The sequence below is a fragment of the Chitinispirillales bacterium ANBcel5 genome (assembly GCA_029688955.1).
In the GTDB taxonomy this organism is placed as follows: Bacteria; Fibrobacterota; Chitinivibrionia; order Chitinivibrionales; family Chitinispirillaceae; genus Cellulosispirillum; species Cellulosispirillum alkaliphilum.
In genome coordinates, this window is record JARUKZ010000009.1 from 36,980 (window position 1) to 60,573 (window position 23,594).

The window sequence follows — 23,594 nt, forward strand, 5'->3', positions numbered from 1 at the left end:
ATAAGAGCATCTTTTTTGATTAAAAAAACAGAGAAGAACAGGAATGTTTTAATAAATGGGACTTTTTAAGAAGAAGAAGAGAAAAAAGAACAGAAAAGAATCTGATCTTTTAACTGTTAATCAACAGGTTTTTTCAACGATTTCTAAAGAGATCCGTGTTGCCACTAATCGTTATGTAAGTAGCGTAAAACGGAGTAATCTTTTTAAAAGCAGTGCTCTATATGGAAATCCCTGGTTTATGATTTTAGGACCTGAGGGGAGCGGTAAAAGCTCACTAATTAAAGGAAGTGGGCTTAATGTACCTTTAAAGTACCCTGAGGATAAAGACGGAGAAACAGCTTCAGGTATTAACTGGAAATTTGGTAATCAGGCTGTTTGGTTAGATGTGCCAGGTAAATTACTTAACCGAGATTCAGAAGATACCTTTAAAGCGGTTTATAAATCACTGATGGAGTGTCGTAAAGAACATTCCGTAGATGGGATAATATGTGCGGTAGATATAAACGATATTCTAAACGGGGATCAGGAAAATGTAAAGGAACTGGCCGGGTCTTTAAGAGCGAAAATAGATGAGCTGATATATTTTTGGGGAATTGAACTACCTGTATACGTGGTTTTTACAAAAACCGATACTGTTACTGGCTTCTATGAATTTTTTAAAGACAGTTCGGTTAACTGGGCTGATCAGGTACTTGGTGCAACACTCTCACGAGAGCAACTTACTGCTTCACCAAGAATAATGTTCCAACAGGAATACGAGTTACTTTGCAACAATCTTAAAGCTCTTCGTTTGAAACTTTTATCTAAAGCAAAAAAAGATGAATTCAGAAGATTAATTTGTCGTTTTGTAATACAATTTGAGGGTCTTCAATCCAAAGCCGGGGATTTCTTCGCAGAGCTTTTTAAAGAGAGTGAGTTTGAAGGAAAGCCGGTATTTAAAGGGTTTTATTTCACTAGTTGTAAAAAACTTGAAATGAAGACTGATAAATCTGAAAAAGAACCAGCACCATCGTATGATATCAGTAATACTATTCTTAATCACCCCTTAAACCCCCACAGGGCTGCTAATTCGGAAGGAGATAAGCAACCATCATTTAAAGAGGTTGCAAAATCAAAGATAAATCCATTTTTTACCTCCCGTCTTTTTAACTCAATTTTCCCCAACGGCACTGAAGTTCTGCAAAGAACTCATACCTTTACCCGTAAGGGGTTGATCAAGTATTGGTCTTTTGCCACGCTTTTTACAGCCTTATTTGTTCTTATATCGTGGTATTTGATCTCTTCTTTCAGTAATGTTTTATCACACAACGAAAACACCCATGCACAAATTAAAGAACTGATGAAAGATCCCCAAAATCGTTTGGAAGCTTATGAAAACTTGGGTAAACTTGGCGACCTTTTTGAGACCTACAAACGCTATGAAAGAGGTAGGATTCCATTATCCTTTGGTATTGGTTTTTATGATCCAACCGAAAAGTATGATTTGATAAAAGATCTTTATTTTACAAGAGTAAGAGAATACCTTATTATACCAACTGCATCCTATCTTGAGCATGCTATCCAACGCTACAGCGGAGGTTACGGCGATCTTTCAGCTGAAGAATACAGTGTCTTATACCGCCATCTTAAGTCCTACCTTTGCATGTCTGAATCAATAGCACAATACCCTGATAGGATAGATACTGTGCTGATACGAGAAATTGCTGAAAACGGGTTAATCAATGCAATTTTAAGAAGTGAGCGCCTTGAGCGTCTTCCAGCAAATGTAGAAAGAGCGATAAGGAGTAACTTTAGCGCTTACTGCAGATATCTTAAAAAAGGTGAAATGCCATTTCTTCAGGAAAACTCAAACCTGGTTGCGCGGGCCAGACGAAGACTTTCAAGAGTGCCTGATGCAAGGACAATGTATGAGTCTATAAGAAATCAGCTGCGCTCTTCTGCTCCGGATTTTTCACTTTCTGATATGCTTGGGTCGGGTGCAGAAGGAATTTTGACTGCTCAAAAAAATATGAGTATGATTTATACTCAAGAGGGTTGGGACAGGTTTGTTAAAGATGAAGTTAACGCTGTTACAGAAGATCCTTTCAGGGTCGATTGGGTGCTGGGAAGTTCAGTTAGTGAAGGGTCGGTTCCAGCTTTTGACCGGGATCAGATGCGAGCAGAGATAACCCAGCTGTATCTCAACGATGTATTAAATCAATGGTTGGATTTTCTGCGCTTTACTTCGTTGGAGCCCACGGGTGATATGCTTCGTTCTGGTACTACTTTGCAGAAGTTGTCTGCACAAAGAGGTGAGCTTAATCTTTTGTTTGATAATTTTCTTAAGCTAACAGATATCGATGTAACGCCAGATGAAAATGTTGCAACGGGCGCTTTAAAAAAGGTAGCTGAGAAAAAGGGCGGACGGCTGGCCGAAGGAGTCAGATCGCGTAGTGGTGGTCTGTTTAGCTCAGACGATCCTGCTCAACAACTAAAGTCCTCTATAGATCCCATTAGAAGATTTGCACAATCTCAAGACAGGCATGGGGGACTTTCGGCTTATCAGGAGAGGCTTAGTGTTCTTGCAGAATCGATACTGAGAGTTGCAAGGTCTGGTGAAGTCACCAATGTTTTCGATGGTTCAGAACAGGATCCGCTTCTTGGTGCGTGGAGACATACCCAAAACCTTCTGGCCTCAATGCCTCAAAGTGTTGAACAGACTCTTGAACCGCTCTTGCTGCAACCGCTTAAATACACCGGCGATGCTTTAAGTACCTCCATCTCACAGGAAATTGATCAGAAATGGCAAAGTGAAGTGGCCTCTACCTTTAATACAATCACCGGAAAGTATCCCTTTGTTACCACCGATAATAAGGCCGATTTTGATATTGTGATGGAGTTTTTTCGCCCCAATACGGGTACGATTTGGGGATTTTTCAATCGCCATCTCTCTCCATATATCATAAAAGAGGGCAGTGGCTTTAAAACCCGTGATATAGGAGCTCTTTCTATATCTTTTAAAGAGGAGTTTTTTGAAAAACTACAAGAGGCTGAGCAGATAGGGAGAGTCTTTTTTAATGCTGATGGAACACTTAGAGTCCATAATATTATGATGCAACCAGTCTCTCAAAATCAGTATGACGCGGTTTTGCAAATAGGCTCCAGGGAGTATGAGCTAAACCCAACCAGTTCAAGGGTACGCTTCCAGTGGCCCCCAAGAGATGCAAATGATGATTTTGGTTTACGAATTAAGGTTAGCAATAATTATATTGATGATATAAGGTATGATGGTAGATGGGGGTTACTAAAACTCTTTGAAGCTGCCAGGATTAATGTCGTTAATCACAACAGATTTACTGCTAACTGGAATAGAAATGTTCAAAACATGCTGATGATTCAATTTGGGGTTAATGTCCAGGTCTCCGGGTCACCCCATCCTTTTAATGAACGGGTGTTTGCGGGCTTTATCTGTCCGGAAAAAATTATTAAAACTGAAGATCGTTAAGTTTTAAGCATAATAAAGGATAGTTAAAAAATATGAAGAAAAATGTTGTAATCGTGCTGATGGTACTTGGTTTGGCAGCTTCAACGTATGGGCAAACTCTCATTTCGGGTGAAATTCATGAAATAAGTTTTACCTCTGAAAATAACCCCTATATTGTTGAAGAGGATTTAATTATTCCAAAGGGTGAAAGTGTTACTATTCCTGAAGGAATTATTTTTCTGTTTAATGCCTTCTCAGGTATTAGGGTAAATGGTGAACTGATAGTTAATGGTACAGAAGATGAGAACGTAATTTTTACCTCCATCAATGAGCAAACCTATAATCCTGAAAGTGATCTGTACCCCAACCCCTTTGATTGGAACGGAATCTTAATAACAAGAGAAGCTGATGGAGCCATTCTTGAGCACTTCTCCCTTCAGTATTCTGTTTTTGGTATTAAGTCTCAAATCAGTGATGTTGTACTGGCGGATGGTTTATTTCAGCAAAACGGACAATTTCACTTTGCCCTTAACGACCAGATAAAGCCTGTTATCGACAATATCCCATACTCTTTTGGAGAAAGACCTGTTACTACGGTAGACTTAGATCCTCCTAAACATGTAGATGACGATGATGAAGCCACTACTATACCGGTGACATCTCCAGATGAGGAGATAAAAGAAAGCAGAGGACATCTTGTGCTGCGGTTCACCTCCCTGGGTGTAGCAGTAGCAGGGGGAGTAACTTCAATAATCTCAGGACTCAGGGCTAACCAGTATGTCGAAGATCAGAATGAGGGTGAGAACGTGGATTTGCGTGAGTGGGATAACCTCGAACAGAAAAGACGTACTGCGCTGGCTATATCTGTTACATCAGGTGTCATCGCCGGATTAGGCGCAATTGGATTTGGGGTAAGTTTTGCTTTTTGATTGCCCGGCTTGCAGCTTAATCTGAAATAATAAAATAGGTAGCCCACTTACTGAACCGTTTGTGGGCGTTTTTGTTTTCTGAAGAGTGACGGCATTTTTATAATGAAATCCCTATCTACTAACGGATGAGATGGGGGGTGCAGAAAAATTTTATTCCAAATCGAGGAAAAACGCCTACTTTTTCTGTGCTTTAAGAAACAAATTTTATAAACTATCCAATTTTCCAGATTTTTTGGAACCCGACCACATTAATTGTATTTTTTCTATAAAGGTTTCATCTTTAAGTAGATTACAATAAGATTTTGAATAAACAACCTCCCATTTCTTCTGAAAATCGTACAGAAACTGATTCTAAGCAGCAAAGTTATGGGTTAATTACAGCGAGATCTACTGTTGTAATAACCATTGCAAAGCTGATTAGGTATGGTTTTGCTTTTTTTACACAGGCATTACTCATAAACCTTTTAACTCCTGTTGAATTTGGTTTAATAAAGTATGTTACTGTTATACTTGGTGTTGTTAATGTAATCTCAACATCTGGTCTTACCACAGCTATAATTCAAAAAAAGGAACTTACGGACAAGGAGATAGGACCATTATTTCTATTCAATGGTATTTTTTGCCTATTTCTGTATTGTATCCTTTATAGTGCTGCACCCTATCTAAGCACGCTTTTTTCTGTTTCTGAATTGACGAGTTTAATAAGGGTTGGTTCATTAGCTGTTCCAATCGGAGGTGCTTCCACTGTACACAGAGCGTTGATGCAACGCAGGCTGAAATTTAAAACGCACTCCATGATTGAAATCACAAGTGCCATAATCAGTTCCTTGTGTTCACTTATATTTGCACTGATTGGTTTAGGGGTATGGGCACTTATTTGGTCATTGTTGATTTTTCACCTTTTTAATTCATTGATTAGTTTCATCGTTTTGCGTGAGCTAAAAATTAAAAATTATCAAATAAGCTTTGCCTTTCCGATCATACTATCATCATCAGTATTTATGCTTCAAAAAATCATCGGATATTTCAACACAAATATCGATAATCTGATTATAGGTAGAGTTTTTGGACCAGAAACACTTGGTGTATATACCATTTCCTATGATATCATTTCGATTCCAAACATAGCTTTTGGTGTTGTTTTAACTTCTGTATTACTCTCAGTTTTTTCCCGCCTCCAGGATGATAACAAAAGAATTAGTACTGCTTACTGCAAGATAATGTTGTTTGTAACAAGTATATCCACTATTTATTACGTCTTAATTGGTATCTGTTCTGCTGAATTAATTGCAACGATTACCTTTTTTAGACCTAATAACAATTGGGATCAGTCCATTAGTGTGCTTAGATATCTGTCTATACTTGGAATTACTTATGCATACAGCGGTTATCCGGGCTTCATTTTGATTCCCAAAAAGAAGCTAAAGCTGTTGATCATATGGTATTCCATGATGTTTATTTTGGCTTCTATAGCTGTGGTTATTGGTTCAAACTATGGAGTTGAGGGCGTTTGTGCTGCGCTTATAGCTAAAACTATAATTACAATTCCGATTCTTATGTATATTCTGAAAAAAGTCGCACAAATTTCTCCTGTTGAATATTTGTATTCACTACTACCTTCTTTTGTCTGTGCCTTGTTTTCTGCAGTTATAATTCTGGGTGTTCAGTTTTTCTTCACTAACGTTTATCCGTTGAATGATTTTTTTAGACTTTTATTATGCGCTGGTATCGGTTTAGTGGTATATATGTGCCTTTTTCTATTATTATTTCGGAATAAAGTTAATTTGTTAATTAACTATTTAAAACCTCAAAAATAAAAATACACCAGAAATCCGCCCCTGAGCATCATTAGGCGATTAATTTTTTTGACGCTTAAAACACGTCTAAGCGGGTAAGTATCAGTCCCTCAAAGTAGTGTGTTTTTGACCTTATCTAACCCACTTGCAGGATAAATTTTTTATTTAGCCACACAAGTAATAATTAATGGCACAGAAGTTGCATTACAATAGAGAAAAATCAATTACTCTGATGGAGCCGCAATGAAGCATTATGTGGAAAATTATCCCTATTAGACGATATCTGATCATTACAGGTAATAAAGATCAACTGATGGCAACAATAGATGAGTAAATTCATAAAGACTCTGGTAGGTATTCTTGGTATTGGCGCTGCTATTTACTGGTCTGTTCTGGGGGTGGAGTTTGATGATGTTATGGAGAGTTTTGGGGATGCCGATATTCTTCTGATCGGTGCAGTTCTGGTTATGACATCCCTTAATCTTATTGTACGGGCAGCGGTATGGAAAGCAATCGTGCGGCCTATGAAAAATGTTTCACTACTAAACGCATTAGCTACATATCTGATTGGTGTGTTCTCGAATCTTTTTCTACCCTTTAAACTAGGGGATGTAGCTCAGGGGTATTCTTTAGGAAGGCGAACAGAAATAAGTAAGATATCTTTGGTGACAGCTGTTTTGGTGCAGCGGGTATTTGAAGTCACCAGTTTAATGCTTATAATGGTGCTTATTGCTACCCTTTTTTCTTTTCCCCTTCTTTTTGAGCGTCAAACAGTAATTCTTGGGCTTGGGGTTATTGCTGCCATTGTGGTTTTGATGCTTTTAGTACTTCACAGAGAGAGGGTAGTAAAATGGCTGGAGTATCTACTTAAGCGTTTCTCACCTACAACGGCTGCTGCGGTTAAAAGAACATTTGAGTTATTCATTGAAGGAACAGGTGCGATTCAAAGTTTTTCGGACATAGTGCGGGTCCTTGGTTTGTCTATAGTTTCCTGGGGTATACAGATTACTATGGTACTGCTTATGGCACGTTCTTTGGATATAGAGATTAGTTTTCTTAATGCCAGTATAGTTTTATTAGCCATAAACATTGGGCTTCTTATACCCATAGCGCCTGGCAACATTGGAACATTTCAATTTTTCAGTATACTTGCACTGTCATGGTTTTCAGTCAATAAATCAAAATCATTGGCGTTTGCCATTCTTTTTCAGGTTATACAGGGAATACCTGTGATCTTTGGTGGAGGTTTAAGCATGATTATTGAGGTTTTTTCCTCAAAAACGGTAAAAATGAATGCAAAAAACACTAAAAATTATAGTTGATTTGGGGAAAACATGATGAAAATCGCAATCGTTTCACCTTATTTTTATCCCTGGTATGGAGGTATTACAGAGCATGTGTATCATCAGTATAAAGAGCTTAAGAGACGGGGACATCAGGTAAAGGTAATCACACCTTTCAATGGTGGAGATAGAGTGGAGGAGCGCAATGATATCATTAAACTTGGCATACCGATTCCACTAATCGTAAACGGATCCATCGTTAAAGTTCCGCTATTTGGAAGAAGTAAAAAAGCTGTTACTAAAATTCTTAAGGAAGGTAGCTTTGATGTAATACATATGCATCAACCCCTCTTTTGTCTTCTTGGGCTTTCATTTCTTGAGAGAATAAGGGATTGGAGAAACAGGGGGATACCTGTTCCTTCAGTGGTTGGTACCTTCCATGCCAGTGGGGGAGGGACTGAAAAATTCTTGATAAATCGAGGGGGATTCTATTTTAAACGATTTTGCTCTCAGTTTGATTCACGTATAGCGGTTTCATTAGCATCCCGTGATTTTGTACATCAGGTGCTTCCTGGAAAATACGAAATAATACCCAACGGAGTTGATGTGAACCGATTTTCCCAAACAAAGGAAAAAATTACCCGCTATGACGACGGGATAACAAATATCCTTTTTGTAGGTAGGCTTGAACCCCGAAAAGGGATAACTTCACTGCTAAAAAGTGTTTCACTTATAAATAATTATACTACTAAAGAGTATCGGTTGTTAGTTGTCGGAAATGGAACATTGACCAATTTTTACCGGAATAAACTCGATCCGCAGGTGTTAGATAAAGTAGAATTTCTCGGTGATGTATCCTTTGAAGATTTACCCAAGTACTATAAAACTGCACACATCTTCTGCTCACCAGCAACAAACAGAGAAAGCTTTGGAATAGTATTAATTGAAGCTATGGCTTCAGGTGTACCTATTATAGCAGGAAACAATGAAGGGTACAGAAAAGTTATAAAAGACAATGTTAATGGTATTTTAGTGGACCCGGAAAACCCCGAAGCTCTTGCCAGATGTATTGCAAACCTTGTAGAAAAAGAGAATCTTCGCAAGAGTTTGGCTGCACTGGGAAGCGTTGATTGTACTAAATATAGTTGGTCCAATATTGTCGATAAACTTGAGCAAATTTACTCCAGTTCAATCTTAAAAACTTCAGGAGTTCAACAGGTGCTTGTAAATTGAGAGGGGGAGAGATGCTGTTTAGCCAGGTTTCTTTTGCAGAAAATTTGCTGGGATCCGGAAAGCTATTTTTGCTTAAGACGTTGTACGCATGCTCGATTTTTCCTCTCAGAGTGAGGTATTGTATAACTGATGTGTTATCAGCTATAGCATTTATCGTGTGCACAGATAAGTGCAGGGCTGTAGCTTATAATCTCAGTTTGATATTGGAGCGTAAACCATGTAAAAGTGAAATATACAGAGTTTTTAAAGAGTATGGAAGGTATTGGGCTGAACTACCGGACATGGTTCATTTTACAAAAAGCATTCCAAAGTATTATGCCGGGGACCAGTTTCCGCCCAAAGAGCCCAATTTCCTTGGCCTTACCTTTCATATGGGGAATTTTGAGGTGTTTGGACATCTTCTGTATAGTACTAATAAAAGTGAGTTTAATGTGGTAGCAGAGCGGTTGCGGCCACAGTCGCTAGCAGATTTTTTTACACAGCAGCGTTCAAAATACTACCTTAAAACCATAAGCCATGACAACCCTCGCGCTGTCCTAAAAACCTTAAAACAGGGGGGGGCTCTGGGGATTCTTTGTGACAGACAGATATCTGGTAAGGGAACGGAAGTGTCTCTTTTCGGAAAAAAAGTATCGATGCCTCTTAACCTGGTAAATTATGCACTTCAATCAAAAATACCCATTTATATCGCCTACTGTGTGAAAGAAAACGGGGGGATAAAGATTGCCTCAAAGCGAATTGATGAAACAAGCAGTTTCGAAAATGCTAAAGAAGTGATCACCAGTACTCTTGAAAGCGCAGCCAGGAAATATCCTTATCAGTGGCATGTACTTTCACCAATCTGTTAGGATAAAGTTACCTGTTTTTAATAAACCGGGTACTTTGAACAAGAGCCATATCTGCCAACACAAGTGAAGCCATAGCTTCTATAACAGGTACTGCTCTGTGCACAACACAGGGATCATGTCTTCCCTGAGCCTCAAACGCTATTTCTTTGCCCTGAAAATCGATGGTGCGTTGTGCTTTGGATATTGTAGCTACGGGTTTAAAAGCAACCCGGAAAAATAGTGGCTCGCCATTGGAAATCCCACCCTGAACACCACCACTGTTATTGGTGACCGTACCAATTTTGCCCTCTTTCATACAGAAAGGGTCATTGTGCTCTGAACCACGCATTCGTGAGCCACCAAACCCGGACCCTATCTCAAAGCCTTTGATGGCAGGGACAGAAAGCATCGCCTGAGCCAGAACTGCATCAAGTTTTTCAAATACAGGTTCTCCCCATCCGGCAGGAACATTTCTGCACACACAGCTAATTATACCACCCAGTGAATCGCCATCCTCCTTTGCACTGATCAGTTCCTTCTCCATTTCTTCAGATGTAGAAGGGTCGGGACATCGTACTGGGGATGAATCAACAAGCTGACGGTTAACGGTATTGTGGTCTATCCCAGAACAGTCTATTTTGCCGATTGAGCTCACCCAGGCTACTATTTCGGTTCCAAAAAACTGTTTAAGCATGCTCTCCGCCAACGCTCCTGCTGCAACGCGACCTATCGTTTCCCGTGCGCTTGAACGCCCTCCACCACTCGATGATTTAATACCGTACTTTTGAAGGTAGGTGAAATCGGCATGTGATGGTCTGGGGATTGGTGCCATAGCGTTATAATCGTTGGGGCGCTGATCTTTATTTAAAACCATAAGAGCTATAGGAGTGCCTAAAGTGACACCGTTTTCAACTCCTGAAAGGATAGAAACTTTGTCGGCTTCAGTTCTTGGAGTACTATAAACATTCTGTCCGGGACGTCTTCGGTTTAATTGGACCTGAATATCCTCTTCTTTAACAGATATTTGGGAAGGAAACCCATCTACGACCGCTCCAACAGCCTTGCAGTGCGATTCTCCAAAAGTTGTAACACTCAAAATTTTGCCGAATGTGCTTGACATATATTTATCTCCTGATGGATTTTGTCTGTGATTCAAGGTTGCAGATTCTAATAATTTCCTGAGCAGTTTGCTCCGGACTCAGGGTATCAGATTCGATAATGATATCTGAAATTGCTCTGTAAACAGGATTTCTGAACCTGATCTCTTCAAGAAGTCCCTGCTTACCACCCTTTATTGAGGATGGGAAACCCTTATTTTGCATTCTTTTTATAATAGTTTGAGAATCCGCTCTGAGGTAAATGATTTTGCCCAGCTTCTTAAGCAACATCTGATTATTAGCACAAAGGGGGGCATGGCCACCTGTTGAGATTATGGTATTTTCAGCTCCCGCAATTGCTTTAAGCGCCTCATGTTCAAGTTTTGTGAACCCTTCTTTACCGCAATTTGAAAAAAGTTGACGTACTTTGAGGCTCTTGCCTTCCTTTTTTTCATGCATCAGCTCAATTTGTTCATCCAGGTCAAGATGTGGGTAGTTTAAGAGCTTAGCAAGTGCTTTGGCAGTCGTTGTCTTTCCTGAGGAGGCAAAACCTATGAGAATTATATTCATGATCAGATTCTTTAAAAGTTGAAAGAAAAAGTAAGCTACAGTGCAAAAATATAAACTGCGCACATCTCAGTTTATCATTTTTGGAATAGAGGGGGAATTACTATTTCAAAAACTCAGATTCAGAAAATACTGAAATTGAAATAATCATCAGGGTTGTCTTTTATGTCTCTGATAAGGGAGTCTAAATATTGGGCTGTTGACCCATAATTTTGTGCTGTTGTTGTTAGTTCGGTAAGTAATTTTCTGAGATCATCTGCAAGCTCTTTTTCATTAATCAGGGCTCCAGCGATTCCATCACCCTGCTCAACGCTTTGAAGAATCTTAGATAGTTTTTCAGTGGAGCTTTGTAGGTCATGATATAATTGTGGATCTTCTATAAACATTTTCAATGAGCCGGTGGAGTGACGAATTGAATGGGTGAAAGCTGCTAATTCTTCTGAGCTTTTTTTTAGGTTACTATAAAGGTCAGGCTCATGAATCAGCTTATTTAAACTCCCTTCGCTTTTTTGAAAATCACCAATGATGCTATCGAATTTTGCACTGATGTTTTGGAGGTTTATGAGGGACTCCATTGCACCGTCCATAAGTTCTTCCATCGAAAGTGCGCTAACTCCTTTAAGTGCGGTTGTTCTGTCGGCTGGGGGCGCATCGGGAGAGCCTGGCATTATTTCGAGGTATTTGTCACCCAGCATACCCATGGTTTTAACAATCACAAAGGCATCGGCTCTGATAAGTGCTGAGATATTGTGATCAATTGAGATATAGACATCGGTGCCGCTTTCTTTGAGTTTGATCTGATCTACCCTTCCTATCTCTATGCCATAAAGCCATACCGGTGCGCCGGGGCGCATACCAGCTACATTTTCCACTGATGCTCTAAATTGTACTTTTGGTGAAAACAGTGATGAAATATTGCCTGAGAAAAAAATAGCGAGCAAAACGATAACGATTGCAGAGGTAATAATTACCCCCGATTTAAGAGAGGACCAGAGCAGTTTTTTTTGACGCTGATACATCAATATCTCCTAAGTTGTCCTTAGGACTGGTTTTTCCAGTCTAAGAGAAATTCATTAAGCTCAGAATTTTTGGAGTTTAAAAACTCCTCTCTGCTACCATCAAACTGCAGGAACCCATTTTTTAGAAACATAAACCTCTGCGCCGTCTTAAGTGCATCAGAAATTTCGTGAGTAACCATTATAAAGCCACTGCCAGCTTTGGCAAGTTCTTTGATTACGTTGGTGATTTTTGCGGCACTCATTGGGTCAAGATCGCTGGTAGGTTCATCATACAAAAACATCTTTGGTTCATGCATGGCAAGAGAGCGTGCAATAGCTACTCGTCTTTGCATTCCACCGCTTAACTCTTCAGGCATCATCTCTTCTGCATTTTCTATCCCCACAAGATTTAACAACTGTTTTACTTTTTCATCTATCTGAGGCTCTGAAAGTTTTGAGAACTCTCTAAGATAATAGGCCACATTTTCTTTTACATTGAGTGAATCGAACAGTGCTCCATCCTGGAAAACTATACTGAATTTGCGTCGCATATTTTTTAAATGACTCTCTTTAAGACTTGTTACATCTTCATCATCAATAATAATCTTCCCTTGATCAGGTTCAAGCAGCCGTAAGATTAACTTTAGTATAGTCGTTTTCCCTTCACCGCTGCCTCCCACAATAGCAACTCGTTCATCAAGCCCTATGGAAAAGCTGATATCTTTAAGTATTACCCGATCGTTGCGAAAAAATTTCACATGTTCAAAACGAATCATCAAGAATATCCAAACAGAATAAGTAGTAATTTCGTAACCATGAAATTTACCACAATTATCATTATCGTTGAGAGAACAAAGGCGTTTGTAGTAGAGATTTTTAGTCCACTGGCTCCGCCCTTTGTACTAAGACCTGAATAACAGCTTATGCTTGCAATAATAAAACCGAACAGTAATGGTTTTGTAATTCCTGCAATCATGTATCGTGGTTCCAATACTACCCGAATTGAATCCCAGTACACTGCACTGCTTTGGTTGTTCACTACAGTTGTGGTGTAAAGTCCTCCAAGAATCGAAATAAGGTCTCCGATTATTGTGAGTGCTGGAACCATAATCAATGCACTGAGTATTCTTGGAGTGATCAATTTTTTTACAGGGTCCATTCCAAACACTCTCATGGTGTCGATTTGATTTTTCTGAACCATTGATCCAAGTTCTGAAGCCATCCCTGAGCCGGTTCTTCCGGCAAATACAAGCGCAGCACACACCGGCCCTATTTCACTAATGACCGCTATCCCCACTACTCTGCCCGTATACATCTGAAAACCCATTACCTGAAATTCGGCAGCAATCTGAATGGAGAGGGCCATCCCGATAAACAAAAATACCAGTACTAATATACCAAGTGTTCCTGAGCCGGTGTACTCCATTTGCTCAACAACATCTCTGAAGTAAAAGGGCCTTTTAAATATTCCAATAACACTGTTTAAGCATAGATGATAATACTGCTGTAACTCTGAAAAGATTGTTTTCAGCCGGGTGTTTATCGTATGCATCATTTCAAATGTTTTTCACGCTTTCAACTTTGTTTTTGAATTCTAGTTTGTAGATATCAAGAAACGTGAGAAAAAAGGACGCTATTGCCGGACCGATTATAAATCCCATCACTCCAAACAGGCTTAGTCCTCCAAGAGTTGAGAAAAAGATCATCAGATCGTGTATACGGGCTCCTCTGCCCACAACTCTTGGACGAATAAGGTTGTCGAGGTTGGAAACGATAAGTGTGCTTGAGAGAAATATTCCCGCAGCAGCCCAATAATTCCCAAATAGAAGTTGAATAATTGCTGCTGGAATAAGTACCAGCCACGCTCCAACCAGGGGAATAATTGAAAGGATCACCATCACAAAGGACCACAAAAGCCATGTTTCTATGCCAAAGAGGAGCAAAGTAATGCCACCGGCGGTTCCCTGCGCAAGCCCTATGATTAATGTTCCAAGTACGGTGGCACGTGAGATCAGGTTGAAGCGTTCAATGATCATCTCTTCATATTCAAATTTTATCGGAATAAGCTCTTTGATTCTGCTTAAGATTAGTTTGCCATCCAAGAGGAAGTAAAACATGGTAAAGACCATAACCAGCAGATTAAAAAAAAGTCCAAACACCCCTGCATACGTTCTGTTTATAATAACTGTCACCATACTTGATGCTTGACGTACCATCTCTTCAATCACCTCACCCCAATCAATATCAAGGAGACGAAAAAAATCACCGATTAGGGTTTCTTCAAAGTACTGTACAACATCACTCTCTCTGCCATGTTCAAGCAGGTCAGTTATAGCGGGCTCAGCACTGGCATACACTTCAAGTGTTTGTTGTATTACAAGATTAATGATCAAATATGCAGGAATTAGAAGTCCGATAAAGAAGAGAAAAAGACAGATAAAGGAAGAGGTTTTTCTTCGTTGCCCTGTAATTTTAAGGATACCTTTGTATACAGGGTATATAAGAGTGGTAAAGGTGGTTGCAAGGATCAGGGGAATGAAAAAAATCGAGAGTAGGGGAAGAAATAATAAAAAAGATAAGATAAGAAATACAACCAGGGTATTGCGACTGGTCTTTTGTTGCCAAACTTGTCCTTTAGGTAAAGAGACTTTTTTTTTGCGTCTGGGGTTAGATTGTAAACCTCTTTTTTTAGTTGTTTTTGGCTGTTTTTCATCTGACATTTGTATTCACCCGATGCACTGTAACTGGAATGCTTTGGGGATAAGATTTCTGCAAAAAGTGTGCCTTAGTAGTTAAACCCCGTCTCTCTTAGCAAAAGAAATAAACTTCTTCGATGCTTAAAAGTGACGGGGAAAACAAAAAAAGATGGTGTGCAAAATTTCTCAGGAATCACGTTTGCCTTCCTGATGAGAGAGACGGGATTTAAGTTGTTGTTGATGAATTTTGTTTTTTAGCTGCTCACCAATTTTATCGATTTTATTTTTCGTATTCTGAACAATTGAATCGATACTTCGCTCTAGTTGTGGAGCATTTTTTTTCTCAATATCCTCTTTTAACTCCGAAACGGCGTTATTTATCTGCTGTACCGATTCGTTGGCAGCTTCTTTAATCTCATGGCTTACCTTCCCGTTTTTGTGACCCAGCGTTTTCTTAGCTATAATCCCTGAAATTCCTAAAACTGTAAGAGGAACAGCGCTGATAATCACACCTTTTTTTAGATTTTTCATTATATACCTCCGTTTGGATGGTTTAGAATGGTTGTATTCTGAAGTTAAAGGAACACATTTTGCAACTTTTGTGCCAAAAAGGAAATGGGTTAGGTCCGGGAATTGCACCCCTCTGATATTAAATTTTAGAAGGGGTGTTGTATTTAATGAAAATGTGGCTTGTTATTTTTATAACTGTACAAGTGGTTTATTCACAGGAAACTTGGATAGTTAATGAAATCAGCTTCAGGGGCAATGAGGTACTATCAGATACTGAACTTCTGGACAGAATGAACCTGCAACCCAAAGGCCTCTTTTCCCAAACTGAATTTTCTTTTGCTGAGCTTGCAAGTGATATCGGAAGTATTGAAGCACTTTACAGAAGAATCGGTTATCATTTCGCTAATGTAGAGAATTTTTCGCTTCAAAGAGACACCGCAGAAATGCTTGTTGATATTACACTTTATATAGATGAAGGAGAACTCAACACTGTAGGGCAAATTAGGTTTGAGGAAAATGAGGTATTCAACGATCAGTTCTATTTAGATCGGATTCCTGTTGAGACAGACGACCCACTCGACTCTACACTTTTGCTGACTGCCGGGGATATGCTTCAGGATACGCTTCGAAACAGAGGGTATATGTTTGCTCAGGTTACTTTTGAATTTTCCATAGATGGTACTACAAACTATGGTACAGTTACGTATCTAGTTAATGAAGGTCCGGTCGTTGCTGCAGGGGAGTATATCTATTTTGGACTGGATGATGTAAGAGAACTAGTCGTTGAAAGGGAACTTACTTTCACTCATGGTGATGTTCTGTCACTTGAAATACTTGAAGAGTCGACCAGAAAAGTTTTTGCCACAACTCTATTCCATTCTGTACAGATTGACCCATTGCAGGTAGTTGAAGCTCCAGCAGGTGACACCGTTTTTGCCCCGGTGCTTATTTCTGTTATGGAGAGGGATATGTTTGATATTCAGGCTGGTGGTGGGTATGGAACATTGGGGTGGTATCTGCAGCTTGAGCTTTTATATAGAAACCTTTTTTCTCTGGGACACAGGATAGGGTTAACCGGAACCCTGGCTGAATATGAAAGAGGTGGGGAGCTTTATTACGTCTATCCTTACATCTTCAACCTCCCCGGCTCTCTTTCCCTTAACACTTATGCACAGCAAAGAATTCTTGATGAGGTTGATGGGTTCTTTTTTGGAGGTAGCTCAGTTTACAGCACAAGTTTTGAGCCCTATTTCTTTCGCTCCTGGCTTAGAGCTGAACGACCAGGCTGGATTAATGAGCCACCACCCACACCACTCTATCCCCAAACAGATCTTCAAAGTAGTGTTGTCTTTGGCAGTGGTATCACCAGGGACACAAGGGCTCATCCATTATTTCCGGGATTAAGCTCGCTTTCAAGAACCGATATCGAACTGGCAGGGGTTATAATCCCCGTAGGGTATAAATTTTATAAAGTAAGGATCGATAATAACTTCTTTGTTCCTCTGCTGGGAGATGTTGTGTATATAGCACCAGGTGCTCAGGTAGTATTTGGAGCAAATTTGGATGCTGATATGACACTTCTTCCCACTCAGGAGCGTTTTTGGATAGGACAAAGAGGGGTATGGCCGCTTAGGGGGTATGATGAATCGGATATTATGCCCGTTGATCAAGAGGGCAATGTGAGGGGAGCAAATGCCGCACTTTTGATCAATGTGATGGATTTGCGCTTTAGGATCTGGCGTTTTGTTCACGGTGCAGTATTTGCCCAAGCAGGGGGTGCATGGAGGGAAATAGCTGATTTTGGTATTGCAGATTTAAACTATTCTGCCGGAGCAGGGATTTTGCTGCAATTTCCTTTCGCTGTAGCAAGATTAGACTATGCCTTTCCTCTGTTTCCTTTTGATTCCGGAAGGTTTCATTTTGTGCTTGGTCCCTGGTAGGATATTTAGGGTTTTGAATGCAGGTATACAGGTTCAAACATAAAAATTTAATAAAAGTTGTGGTTACCCCGTTGCACATCTTGGAGCGTATTAATATATTAAAATTATCTTTAAGGGCTTAAAGTATCTTTGTGCTGCTGCCTGATCTATTACTTTGTGTATACAAGACGGAGGATTCATGAAACAATATGAGGCTGGTTCAATTCGCAATCTCTGTTTACTTTCACATGGTGGTGTTGGCAAAACCTCTTTGATGGAAGCTATATCTTTTACTTCAAAAGCTACTTCAAAACTGGGTAAGGTGGACAATGCAAGCAGTTCATTTGATACCAGAGCAGATGAAAAAGAGCGCAATATGACTATCTCCACTCATCTTGGCTTCTGTGAGTGGAATGATTGCAAGATCAACCTTCTGGATACACCGGGATTTCTCGATCTGTTGGGTGAAGCCAAACTGGCTCTTAAGGTTGTAGAGAGTGCGGTAGTGATGGTTGATGCAGTAGATGGCATACAGGTTGGGACAGAGCTTGTATCAAGGTACATGGATGAAACAAACGTCTCGAGAATGTTTTTTGTCAATAGTATGGACAAGGATAATGCTGATTTCGATACTGTGCTTTCATCGCTTAAAGAAAACTTCGGGTCTTCTGTGGCTCCGCTTGCTATTCCGATCGGCACAGGTGCTCAGTTTAAAGGAGTTATTGATCTGGTCACGCGTGAAGCTTTTGAGTATGAGCGTGAAGGAAATGGAATCGCCAAAAGTGTCTCTATACCACAGGAAATGCTCGACACTGTAGATACTCTGAGAATCGCACTGATGGAATCGATCGCTGAAACCGATGAAGATCTGATGAATAAGTATTTTGAGGCTGGTGAGTTAACGGATGAAGAGTTGCGCAAAGGTTTGGCAAAAGGTGTGGCTGAGGGGACGATTTTTCCGGTGCTTGCCGGCAGCGCGCTATTGAATATGGGAGTCGATCAGTTACTTACAAAAATTGTTAATCTTGCTCCTGCTGCCGACAGCAGAAAAGAGATAGAGGTTAGTGAAGGGGATGAGGTAAAAACTGTTGAATGTAACCAATCTGGACCTGCTGTGGCATTTGTTTTTAAAACGCTCTCTGAAGAGCATCTTGGTGAGATAAATCTGGTAAGGGCATTTAGCGGTAAAGTCCAGACTGGTCATGAGATGTTTAACTCAAAACGTGAAATGCCCGAAAGAGTCGGTAATATGTACTTTATGCGCGGCAAAGACCGAACTGATACTCAGCAGATCTCGTATGGAGACATTGGCGGATTGCTCAAACTTAAAGATACACATACAAATGATACTCTGGTAGAAAAGGGTAGTAAATATTTTGTAACTCCCTTAGAATTTCCTGAACCCCTTGTAAGTGTGGCCATAGACTCCAAAAATAAGGGTGATGAAGAAAAGATCGCTTTGGGTATCGGCAAACTTCATGAAGAAGATCCAAGTTTTACCTATAAGTACCATCCCGATATTCATCAATCAATCCTCTCTGCTATGGGAGATGTTCATATCGAAATCATCCTTGAAGGGTTAAAGAGCCGGTTTAAGGTAGATGTTGATCGTAAACCAACCAAAATTTCTTACAGAGAAACCATTACCAAACCGGTAAAATATGTTGAATACACCCATAAGAAACAGTCGGGTGGAGCTGGACAATACGCACGTGTCTTCATTGACCTGGAACCACAGCCCAGAGGTGAAGGGTATGAGTTTATCGATAAAATAGTTGGTGGGGTTATCGATCAGCCATTCAGACCAAGTGTCGATAAGGGTGTCAAATCAAAAATGCAGGAAGGTATTATTGCCGGTTACCCTATTGTAGATGTAAAGGTAACCCTGGTTGATGGAAAGACTCATCCGGTAGATTCCAAAGATGTGGCTTTTCAAATTGCAGGCAGGGAAGTGTTCAAAAAAGCATTTGAGATGGCAAATCCTATTTTACTTGAGCCGGTGGTGGAGTTGAAAGTAACCATACCTTCTGAGTATACAGGTGATATAATGGGAGATCTTTCTTCCAGAAGAGGGAAAATTGGCGGTATGGAGCCCATAGGTAAACTTGAGACCATCACTGCTAAAGTTCCTGAATCAGAAGTGAAGAGCTATTCCACTAACCTCAGGTCTCTAACTCAGGGCAGAGGGTTTTATACCAAAAAGTTCTCACACTACGAACAGGTCCCCGGTGATGTGGCTAAAAAAGTAATCGAACAATCAAAAGCTGAGCTCCAGGAAGCGTAAGTTTTTTTAAATACCAAATCAGGTTAGTCGAAATAGTGGTACCTCTCTGCACTGCAGAGAGGTATTTTTAATTGTAGCACAAAGGTGCAATGGTACTCACTTACTTAGAAAGGTATTTAGAATAACCGTATGGATCGCTTAAGGACAATTGAGTGGAAAGATGGAGCTGTAACGTTAGTAGATCAGACACGACTTCCCTGCGAACTTGCTTATCTAAGGGTTGAAACAATTGAGCAGATGCATGAAGCCATAAAGCTTTTGAAGGTAAGGGGGGCTCCCGCGATCGGTATCGCTGCGGCTTTTGGGCTTTGCCTTGCACTTCGTTCCTTTCCTGAGCGGGGCTCGGTGCATGATCTGGTGACGGTATTTGAAAAAAATGCCGATTATCTGGCAAGCTCACGTCCTACTGCCGTAAATTTGTTCTGGGCCATAGATCGAATGAAAGCACGAGTTAAACAACTTTCGGCTCAGAACTTAGGAATTGCTCAGATTAAAGAAGAACTTCTTAAGGAAGCACAGCTTATACTACAGGAGGATAAAAACACCTGTAGAGCTATCGGGGAAGCCGGACTTACGCTTCTTGAGGGAAAAAAGGCCATTCTGACTCACTGTAACGCAGGAGGCCTTGCAACTGCTGAATACGGTACCGCCCTTGCCCCTGTCTATGTTGCCAAGGAACAAGGGAAAACCATACAAGTATACGCTGATGAGACCAGACCACTTCTGCAGGGCTCCAGAATCACAGCATTTGAATTGAACAAGGCTGGCATCCCAATCACCGTAATTTGTGATAACATGGCGGCCACTGTAATGCACAAAGGAATGATTGATGCTGTAATCGTAGGGGCTGACAGGATTGCTTCAAATGGTGATACTGCTAACAAGATCGGCACCTATGGGGTGGCACTGATAGCTGCAGCACACAAAATCCCCTTTTATGTCGCGGCTCCATCCACTACCTTCGACCTTTCTATTGCTGATGGAACCGAAATTCCTATTGAAGAGCGGGGCAGGGAAGAGATCGCTTCATTCTTCGGGAAGGAAACTGTGCCACAGGGAGTTGATGTATTCAATCCGGCTTTTGATGTGACCCCGGCAAATCTTATCAGCGCAATCATTACCGAAAAAGGTGTCATAAAACAGCCCTTTAAAGATTCTATTAAGGCTGTGCTTGGATAAAACTCACATAACCGGAACAGTAGTATTATTTAATGATATTACCGGCACCGGATATATCAGATCAGACACTAACTCCCTTTTTAAGGTCAAGCACTCTGATCTCTGTCGTAGCGGCTATAAAATCCTGGATGAAGGACAGCGTGTTTCCTTTATTGCGGTCAGAAGAGATGAGGGGCTTTGCGCTGAAAAGGTAGAACCGTTATGAGAAGGGTGCAGAGTTCGTCAGAGCAGGCATCGGTCATGATCGATGCCACAAATCGTACTCTTTTCTGTATGTCCAAAGCGGTGAACCTTTGGAAAAGTGTGACATAAGTAGTGCTATCGTTCGTGAGTTGGACCATGAAGAGCCGGGAAACGCACGCTTAAAGATCTCTGATGCTGTATCGAAACGGTAAACACCATACACCGGCAGTAGTTCCGGAGTTGCTTTTGAATGGCCCCGGTACACTGTTGCGGATTTATACCCTACCTCTTTTGCACACTCCCAAACCCGTGCGTTCCACCCACCAAATGGAAAAGAAATACAGTCGATCTCTTTGCCGGTTATGTCTTCGAGTATCTGTTTTGAGGCAAGCAGCTCCTGTTTTAGCATCTTTGAGCCGAGCCAGATGAGATTAGCGTGAGTTAACGAGTGACTCCCTATGCAGTGCCCTCTGTCGGAGATTTCACGAAGCATGGCTTTTGAAACGTGTCTTTTCTTTCCAAAAACATCCCACTTTACCTCCTTTCCAATAAATGAAGCAACCGGGAACAGTGTGGCTTTCATATTTTTCTCTTCAAGGAGCGGGAATGCGTGGGTGTAGAAATCTTCCAGTCCATCATCAAAGGTCAGAGCTACAGAGTCATTTATCGAGTGAATGCTTTCTCTCAGATCCGAAACAGAAACAGTATGTTTGTTTTGAGACTTAAGAAGAGTTAAAAACTCACTGAAACACTTGCAGGAGAGCTGGGACAGCCCGATGCCGGTTTTGGGAACTATAGAATGGAAAAGCAAGCCCGGTGGCAAACTGGTATTGGTGGGGTTTTTGGCTGCAGATATAGCTGCTCCTGCAACCAAAGGGGCAAGTATACTTAGAAACGGTGCTAAAAAAAGGTTCATTTAAATTGCTGCTTATTATGAAATTATATTAGAATAAGGTTCTGGTTAATGGGATCAGTAGGGGGTAATTAGTTTGTACTGGTAGTGAGTACATTTTTTAGTAATCTAACTATTACCACTACTGTTTGCATCAATTAGTTTATTTTTCTTCAATATAGGAAATGGGTGAAACTGAATAAAAGAGATTATCTTTGTGATTTAAGGGTCAAAAATTGCTGGATGGGAATAGAATAACCCGTTTATAGGGAAAAATCAAAAGTAGTAATGTAAGAGGGGCTAACTTAAATATTGGTAAGAACGAAAGTAACACTACTGATTCTTTTGGTTATTGGTGTATCAGGGGCAAGAGAATACACATTGGACTGGATTCTTCGGGGAGCTTTTTCCACATCTCATGAGCTTAGGGCCATAGAGCAGGAGATGTACAAGGCTGATGCTCAGGTAAGTGAGGTCATAGGCACGGCATTTCCCGAGGTCTCTGCCTCCTTTAATCTCTCACACAGCTTAAAACAGTACACTCCATCGATCCCTGAATTCATGGAGACCGGTTTCAGTAATGATTCAGTGAGTTTTATTCAGCAAATCCCGCAGCGCGCATCACTACTGAATGAACCTGGTGGCTCCGAAAGTATCATGCGCTCTCTTACCCTTCCCAAACAAAACTCAGCATCTGTATCTCTTTCAATAACTCAGCCCCTCTATAGTCAGGGCAAGGTAGCTATTGGAGTAAGAAGTGCTAAACTGCAGCAATCGATGCTAATGTGCAGGTATCAGGAGGCACGACTCAGGGTTAAAGGGAATACTACCATGCTTTTTTACTCTACTTTAGTTGCACAAAACAATGTAGAAATAGAGCATGAGAATTTGGAACTTGCTCAAAAGGCCCATGATCTTGCTGTCTTAAGGTATGAAGTAGGTGTGGGTAGTGAACTTGATACCCTTACATCAAAACTGCATCTTGAAAATGCCTATGTCGATTTGGCTGAAGCTGAGAGCGATTTGAAAATTGCCTATGAAACACTCATCCGCAGAAGCGGTTCGAGAACCAGCGTTGCTGATTTTTCCGTTAAAGGCGAGATTCCCAATCATAACTATGATTTAACTCTTCAGGACGCTATGGAGCGAATGGATGAGTATAGTCCGGTGCTCAGCGAATTCAGGGGAGCGGCTGAACTGGCCGATGAGAGGGTAAAGTTTGCGCGGTCTGATTACCATCCAGTTTTGTTTGCCGGAGCATCGTTAAGTAGAGTCGGTCAGTTTGATGATTTTGATAACTTCGCTCAAAGAGAGACATGGTTTGATGACCACAGGGTTTTTATCGGAGCAACATGGACCATATTCAGTGGAATGCAGCGCACCTACCGGCTTCGTCAGGCTCACATGGACCGATCGGTAGTGTATCTGCGCAAAATGGAAAATGAACAGAATTTTGAGATAAAGATGAAAAGTGCCTATGAACGATTTAAAAACAGTCAGCGAAGACTGCAGAGAACAGTGAACATACAAAAACTTGCCGATAGAGGCCACTCGGTGGCGGCTTTATCCTATGAAAACGGCTTAGTAACTATCCTTGAATTGAGAAACGCCCAGCTTGAAGTTAAAAAGGCGAGGATTGCTCACAATTCAGCACTGTTAGACTACCATGCAGCTCTTATTGAGCTTAAAATCCTGATGGGTGATAACAACTTCTGATTGATAACACCCAATAGGGGTA

General features: G+C 40.7%; 19 protein-coding genes. 11 read left to right on the plus strand and 8 right to left on the minus strand.

Features of this window, described 5'->3' with window-relative positions:
- Nucleotides 1–55 precede the first annotated feature (55 nt).
- From tssM to QA601_06685, 6 genes are all read left to right on the plus strand, one after another.
- The gene (gene tssM, locus QA601_06660; GenBank protein ID MDG5814749.1) at nucleotides 56–3,484 is read left to right on the plus strand and encodes a type VI secretion system membrane subunit TssM; all 3,429 of its coding nucleotides are present in this window, start codon (nucleotides 56–58) and stop codon (nucleotides 3,482–3,484) included.
- A gap of 32 nt (nucleotides 3,485–3,516) precedes the next feature.
- The gene (locus QA601_06665; GenBank protein MDG5814750.1) at nucleotides 3,517–4,392 is read left to right on the plus strand and encodes a hypothetical protein; all 876 of its coding nucleotides are present in this window, start codon (nucleotides 3,517–3,519) and stop codon (nucleotides 4,390–4,392) included.
- A 302-nt stretch (nucleotides 4,393–4,694) separates the two neighbouring features.
- The gene (locus tag QA601_06670; protein ID MDG5814751.1) at nucleotides 4,695–6,209 is read left to right on the plus strand and encodes a lipopolysaccharide biosynthesis protein; all 1,515 of its coding nucleotides are present in this window, start codon (nucleotides 4,695–4,697) and stop codon (nucleotides 6,207–6,209) included.
- Nucleotides 6,210–6,514: 305 nt separating this feature from the next.
- Nucleotides 6,515–7,510 (plus strand): lysylphosphatidylglycerol synthase transmembrane domain-containing protein, encoded by a 996-nt coding sequence (locus QA601_06675; GenBank protein MDG5814752.1) that lies wholly within the window; start codon nucleotides 6,515–6,517, stop codon nucleotides 7,508–7,510.
- 12 nt (nucleotides 7,511–7,522) lie between these two features.
- Nucleotides 7,523–8,704 carry a glycosyltransferase family 4 protein gene (locus QA601_06680; protein MDG5814753.1) on the plus strand — a complete coding sequence of 394 codons (1,182 nt, stop codon included), beginning with the start codon at nucleotides 7,523–7,525 and terminating at the stop codon, nucleotides 8,702–8,704.
- 11 nt (nucleotides 8,705–8,715) lie between these two features.
- Nucleotides 8,716–9,552: a lysophospholipid acyltransferase family protein gene (locus QA601_06685; GenBank protein MDG5814754.1), complete on the plus strand. Its 837-nt coding sequence runs from the start codon at nucleotides 8,716–8,718 to the stop codon at nucleotides 9,550–9,552.
- A gap of 7 nt (nucleotides 9,553–9,559) precedes the next feature.
- On the opposite strand, the gene aroC is transcribed toward QA601_06685, so the two are convergent.
- The 7 genes from aroC to QA601_06720 form a co-directional block, all read right to left on the minus strand.
- Nucleotides 9,560–10,651 carry a chorismate synthase gene (aroC, locus tag QA601_06690; protein ID MDG5814755.1) on the minus strand — a complete coding sequence of 364 codons (1,092 nt, stop codon included), beginning with the start codon at nucleotides 10,649–10,651 and terminating at the stop codon, nucleotides 9,560–9,562.
- Nucleotides 10,652–10,655: 4 nt separating this feature from the next.
- Nucleotides 10,656–11,198, minus strand: a complete 543-nt coding sequence (locus QA601_06695; GenBank protein ID MDG5814756.1) for a shikimate kinase — start codon at nucleotides 11,196–11,198, stop codon at nucleotides 10,656–10,658.
- Nucleotides 11,199–11,317: 119 nt separating this feature from the next.
- Nucleotides 11,318–12,214, minus strand: coding sequence for an MlaD family protein (locus tag QA601_06700; protein ID MDG5814757.1), 897 nt, complete (start codon nucleotides 12,212–12,214; stop codon nucleotides 11,318–11,320).
- A 20-nt stretch (nucleotides 12,215–12,234) separates the two neighbouring features.
- Nucleotides 12,235–12,969, minus strand: coding sequence for an ATP-binding cassette domain-containing protein (locus QA601_06705; protein MDG5814758.1), 735 nt, complete (start codon nucleotides 12,967–12,969; stop codon nucleotides 12,235–12,237).
- Nucleotides 12,969–13,748 (minus strand): ABC transporter permease, encoded by a 780-nt coding sequence (locus QA601_06710; protein MDG5814759.1) that lies wholly within the window; start codon nucleotides 13,746–13,748, stop codon nucleotides 12,969–12,971. The genes QA601_06705 and QA601_06710 overlap by 1 nt, the downstream gene beginning before the upstream one ends.
- Nucleotide 13,749: 1 nt before the next feature.
- A complete protein-coding gene (locus QA601_06715) occupies nucleotides 13,750–14,913 on the minus strand; it encodes an AI-2E family transporter (protein ID MDG5814760.1) in 1,164 nt (387 codons plus the stop codon).
- Nucleotides 14,914–15,075: 162 nt separating this feature from the next.
- Complete coding sequence (locus QA601_06720; GenBank protein MDG5814761.1) at nucleotides 15,076–15,420, minus strand: hypothetical protein; 345 nt, start codon at nucleotides 15,418–15,420, stop codon at nucleotides 15,076–15,078.
- A gap of 146 nt (nucleotides 15,421–15,566) precedes the next feature.
- On the opposite strand from QA601_06720, the gene QA601_06725 reads away from it, so the two are divergent.
- The 4 genes from QA601_06725 to QA601_06740 all read left to right on the plus strand — a co-directional run bounded on the left by QA601_06725 (nucleotide 15,567) and on the right by QA601_06740 (nucleotide 20,986).
- Nucleotides 15,567–17,339 carry a BamA/TamA family outer membrane protein gene (locus tag QA601_06725; protein MDG5814762.1) on the plus strand — a complete coding sequence of 591 codons (1,773 nt, stop codon included), beginning with the start codon at nucleotides 15,567–15,569 and terminating at the stop codon, nucleotides 17,337–17,339.
- Nucleotides 17,340–17,517: 178 nt separating this feature from the next.
- Nucleotides 17,518–19,602: an elongation factor G gene (gene fusA / locus QA601_06730; GenBank protein MDG5814763.1), complete on the plus strand. Its 2,085-nt coding sequence runs from the start codon at nucleotides 17,518–17,520 to the stop codon at nucleotides 19,600–19,602.
- Between the two features lie 129 nt (nucleotides 19,603–19,731).
- Nucleotides 19,732–20,781, plus strand: a complete 1,050-nt coding sequence (gene mtnA / locus QA601_06735) for an S-methyl-5-thioribose-1-phosphate isomerase (protein ID MDG5814764.1) — start codon at nucleotides 19,732–19,734, stop codon at nucleotides 20,779–20,781.
- Entirely contained in the window at nucleotides 20,774–20,986 is a 213-nt protein-coding gene (locus QA601_06740; GenBank protein ID MDG5814765.1) for a cold shock domain-containing protein, read from the plus strand. Before mtnA ends, QA601_06740 begins: the two co-directional genes overlap by 8 nt.
- A 33-nt stretch (nucleotides 20,987–21,019) precedes the next feature.
- Here QA601_06740 and QA601_06745 read toward each other — a convergent pair whose 3' ends face one another.
- Entirely contained in the window at nucleotides 21,020–21,880 is an 861-nt protein-coding gene (locus tag QA601_06745; protein ID MDG5814766.1) for a polysaccharide deacetylase family protein, read from the minus strand.
- A gap of 288 nt (nucleotides 21,881–22,168) precedes the next feature.
- On the opposite strand from QA601_06745, the gene QA601_06750 reads away from it, so the two are divergent.
- The gene (locus QA601_06750) at nucleotides 22,169–23,572 is read left to right on the plus strand and encodes a TolC family protein (GenBank protein ID MDG5814767.1); all 1,404 of its coding nucleotides are present in this window, start codon (nucleotides 22,169–22,171) and stop codon (nucleotides 23,570–23,572) included.
- Nucleotides 23,573–23,594 lie beyond the last annotated feature (22 nt).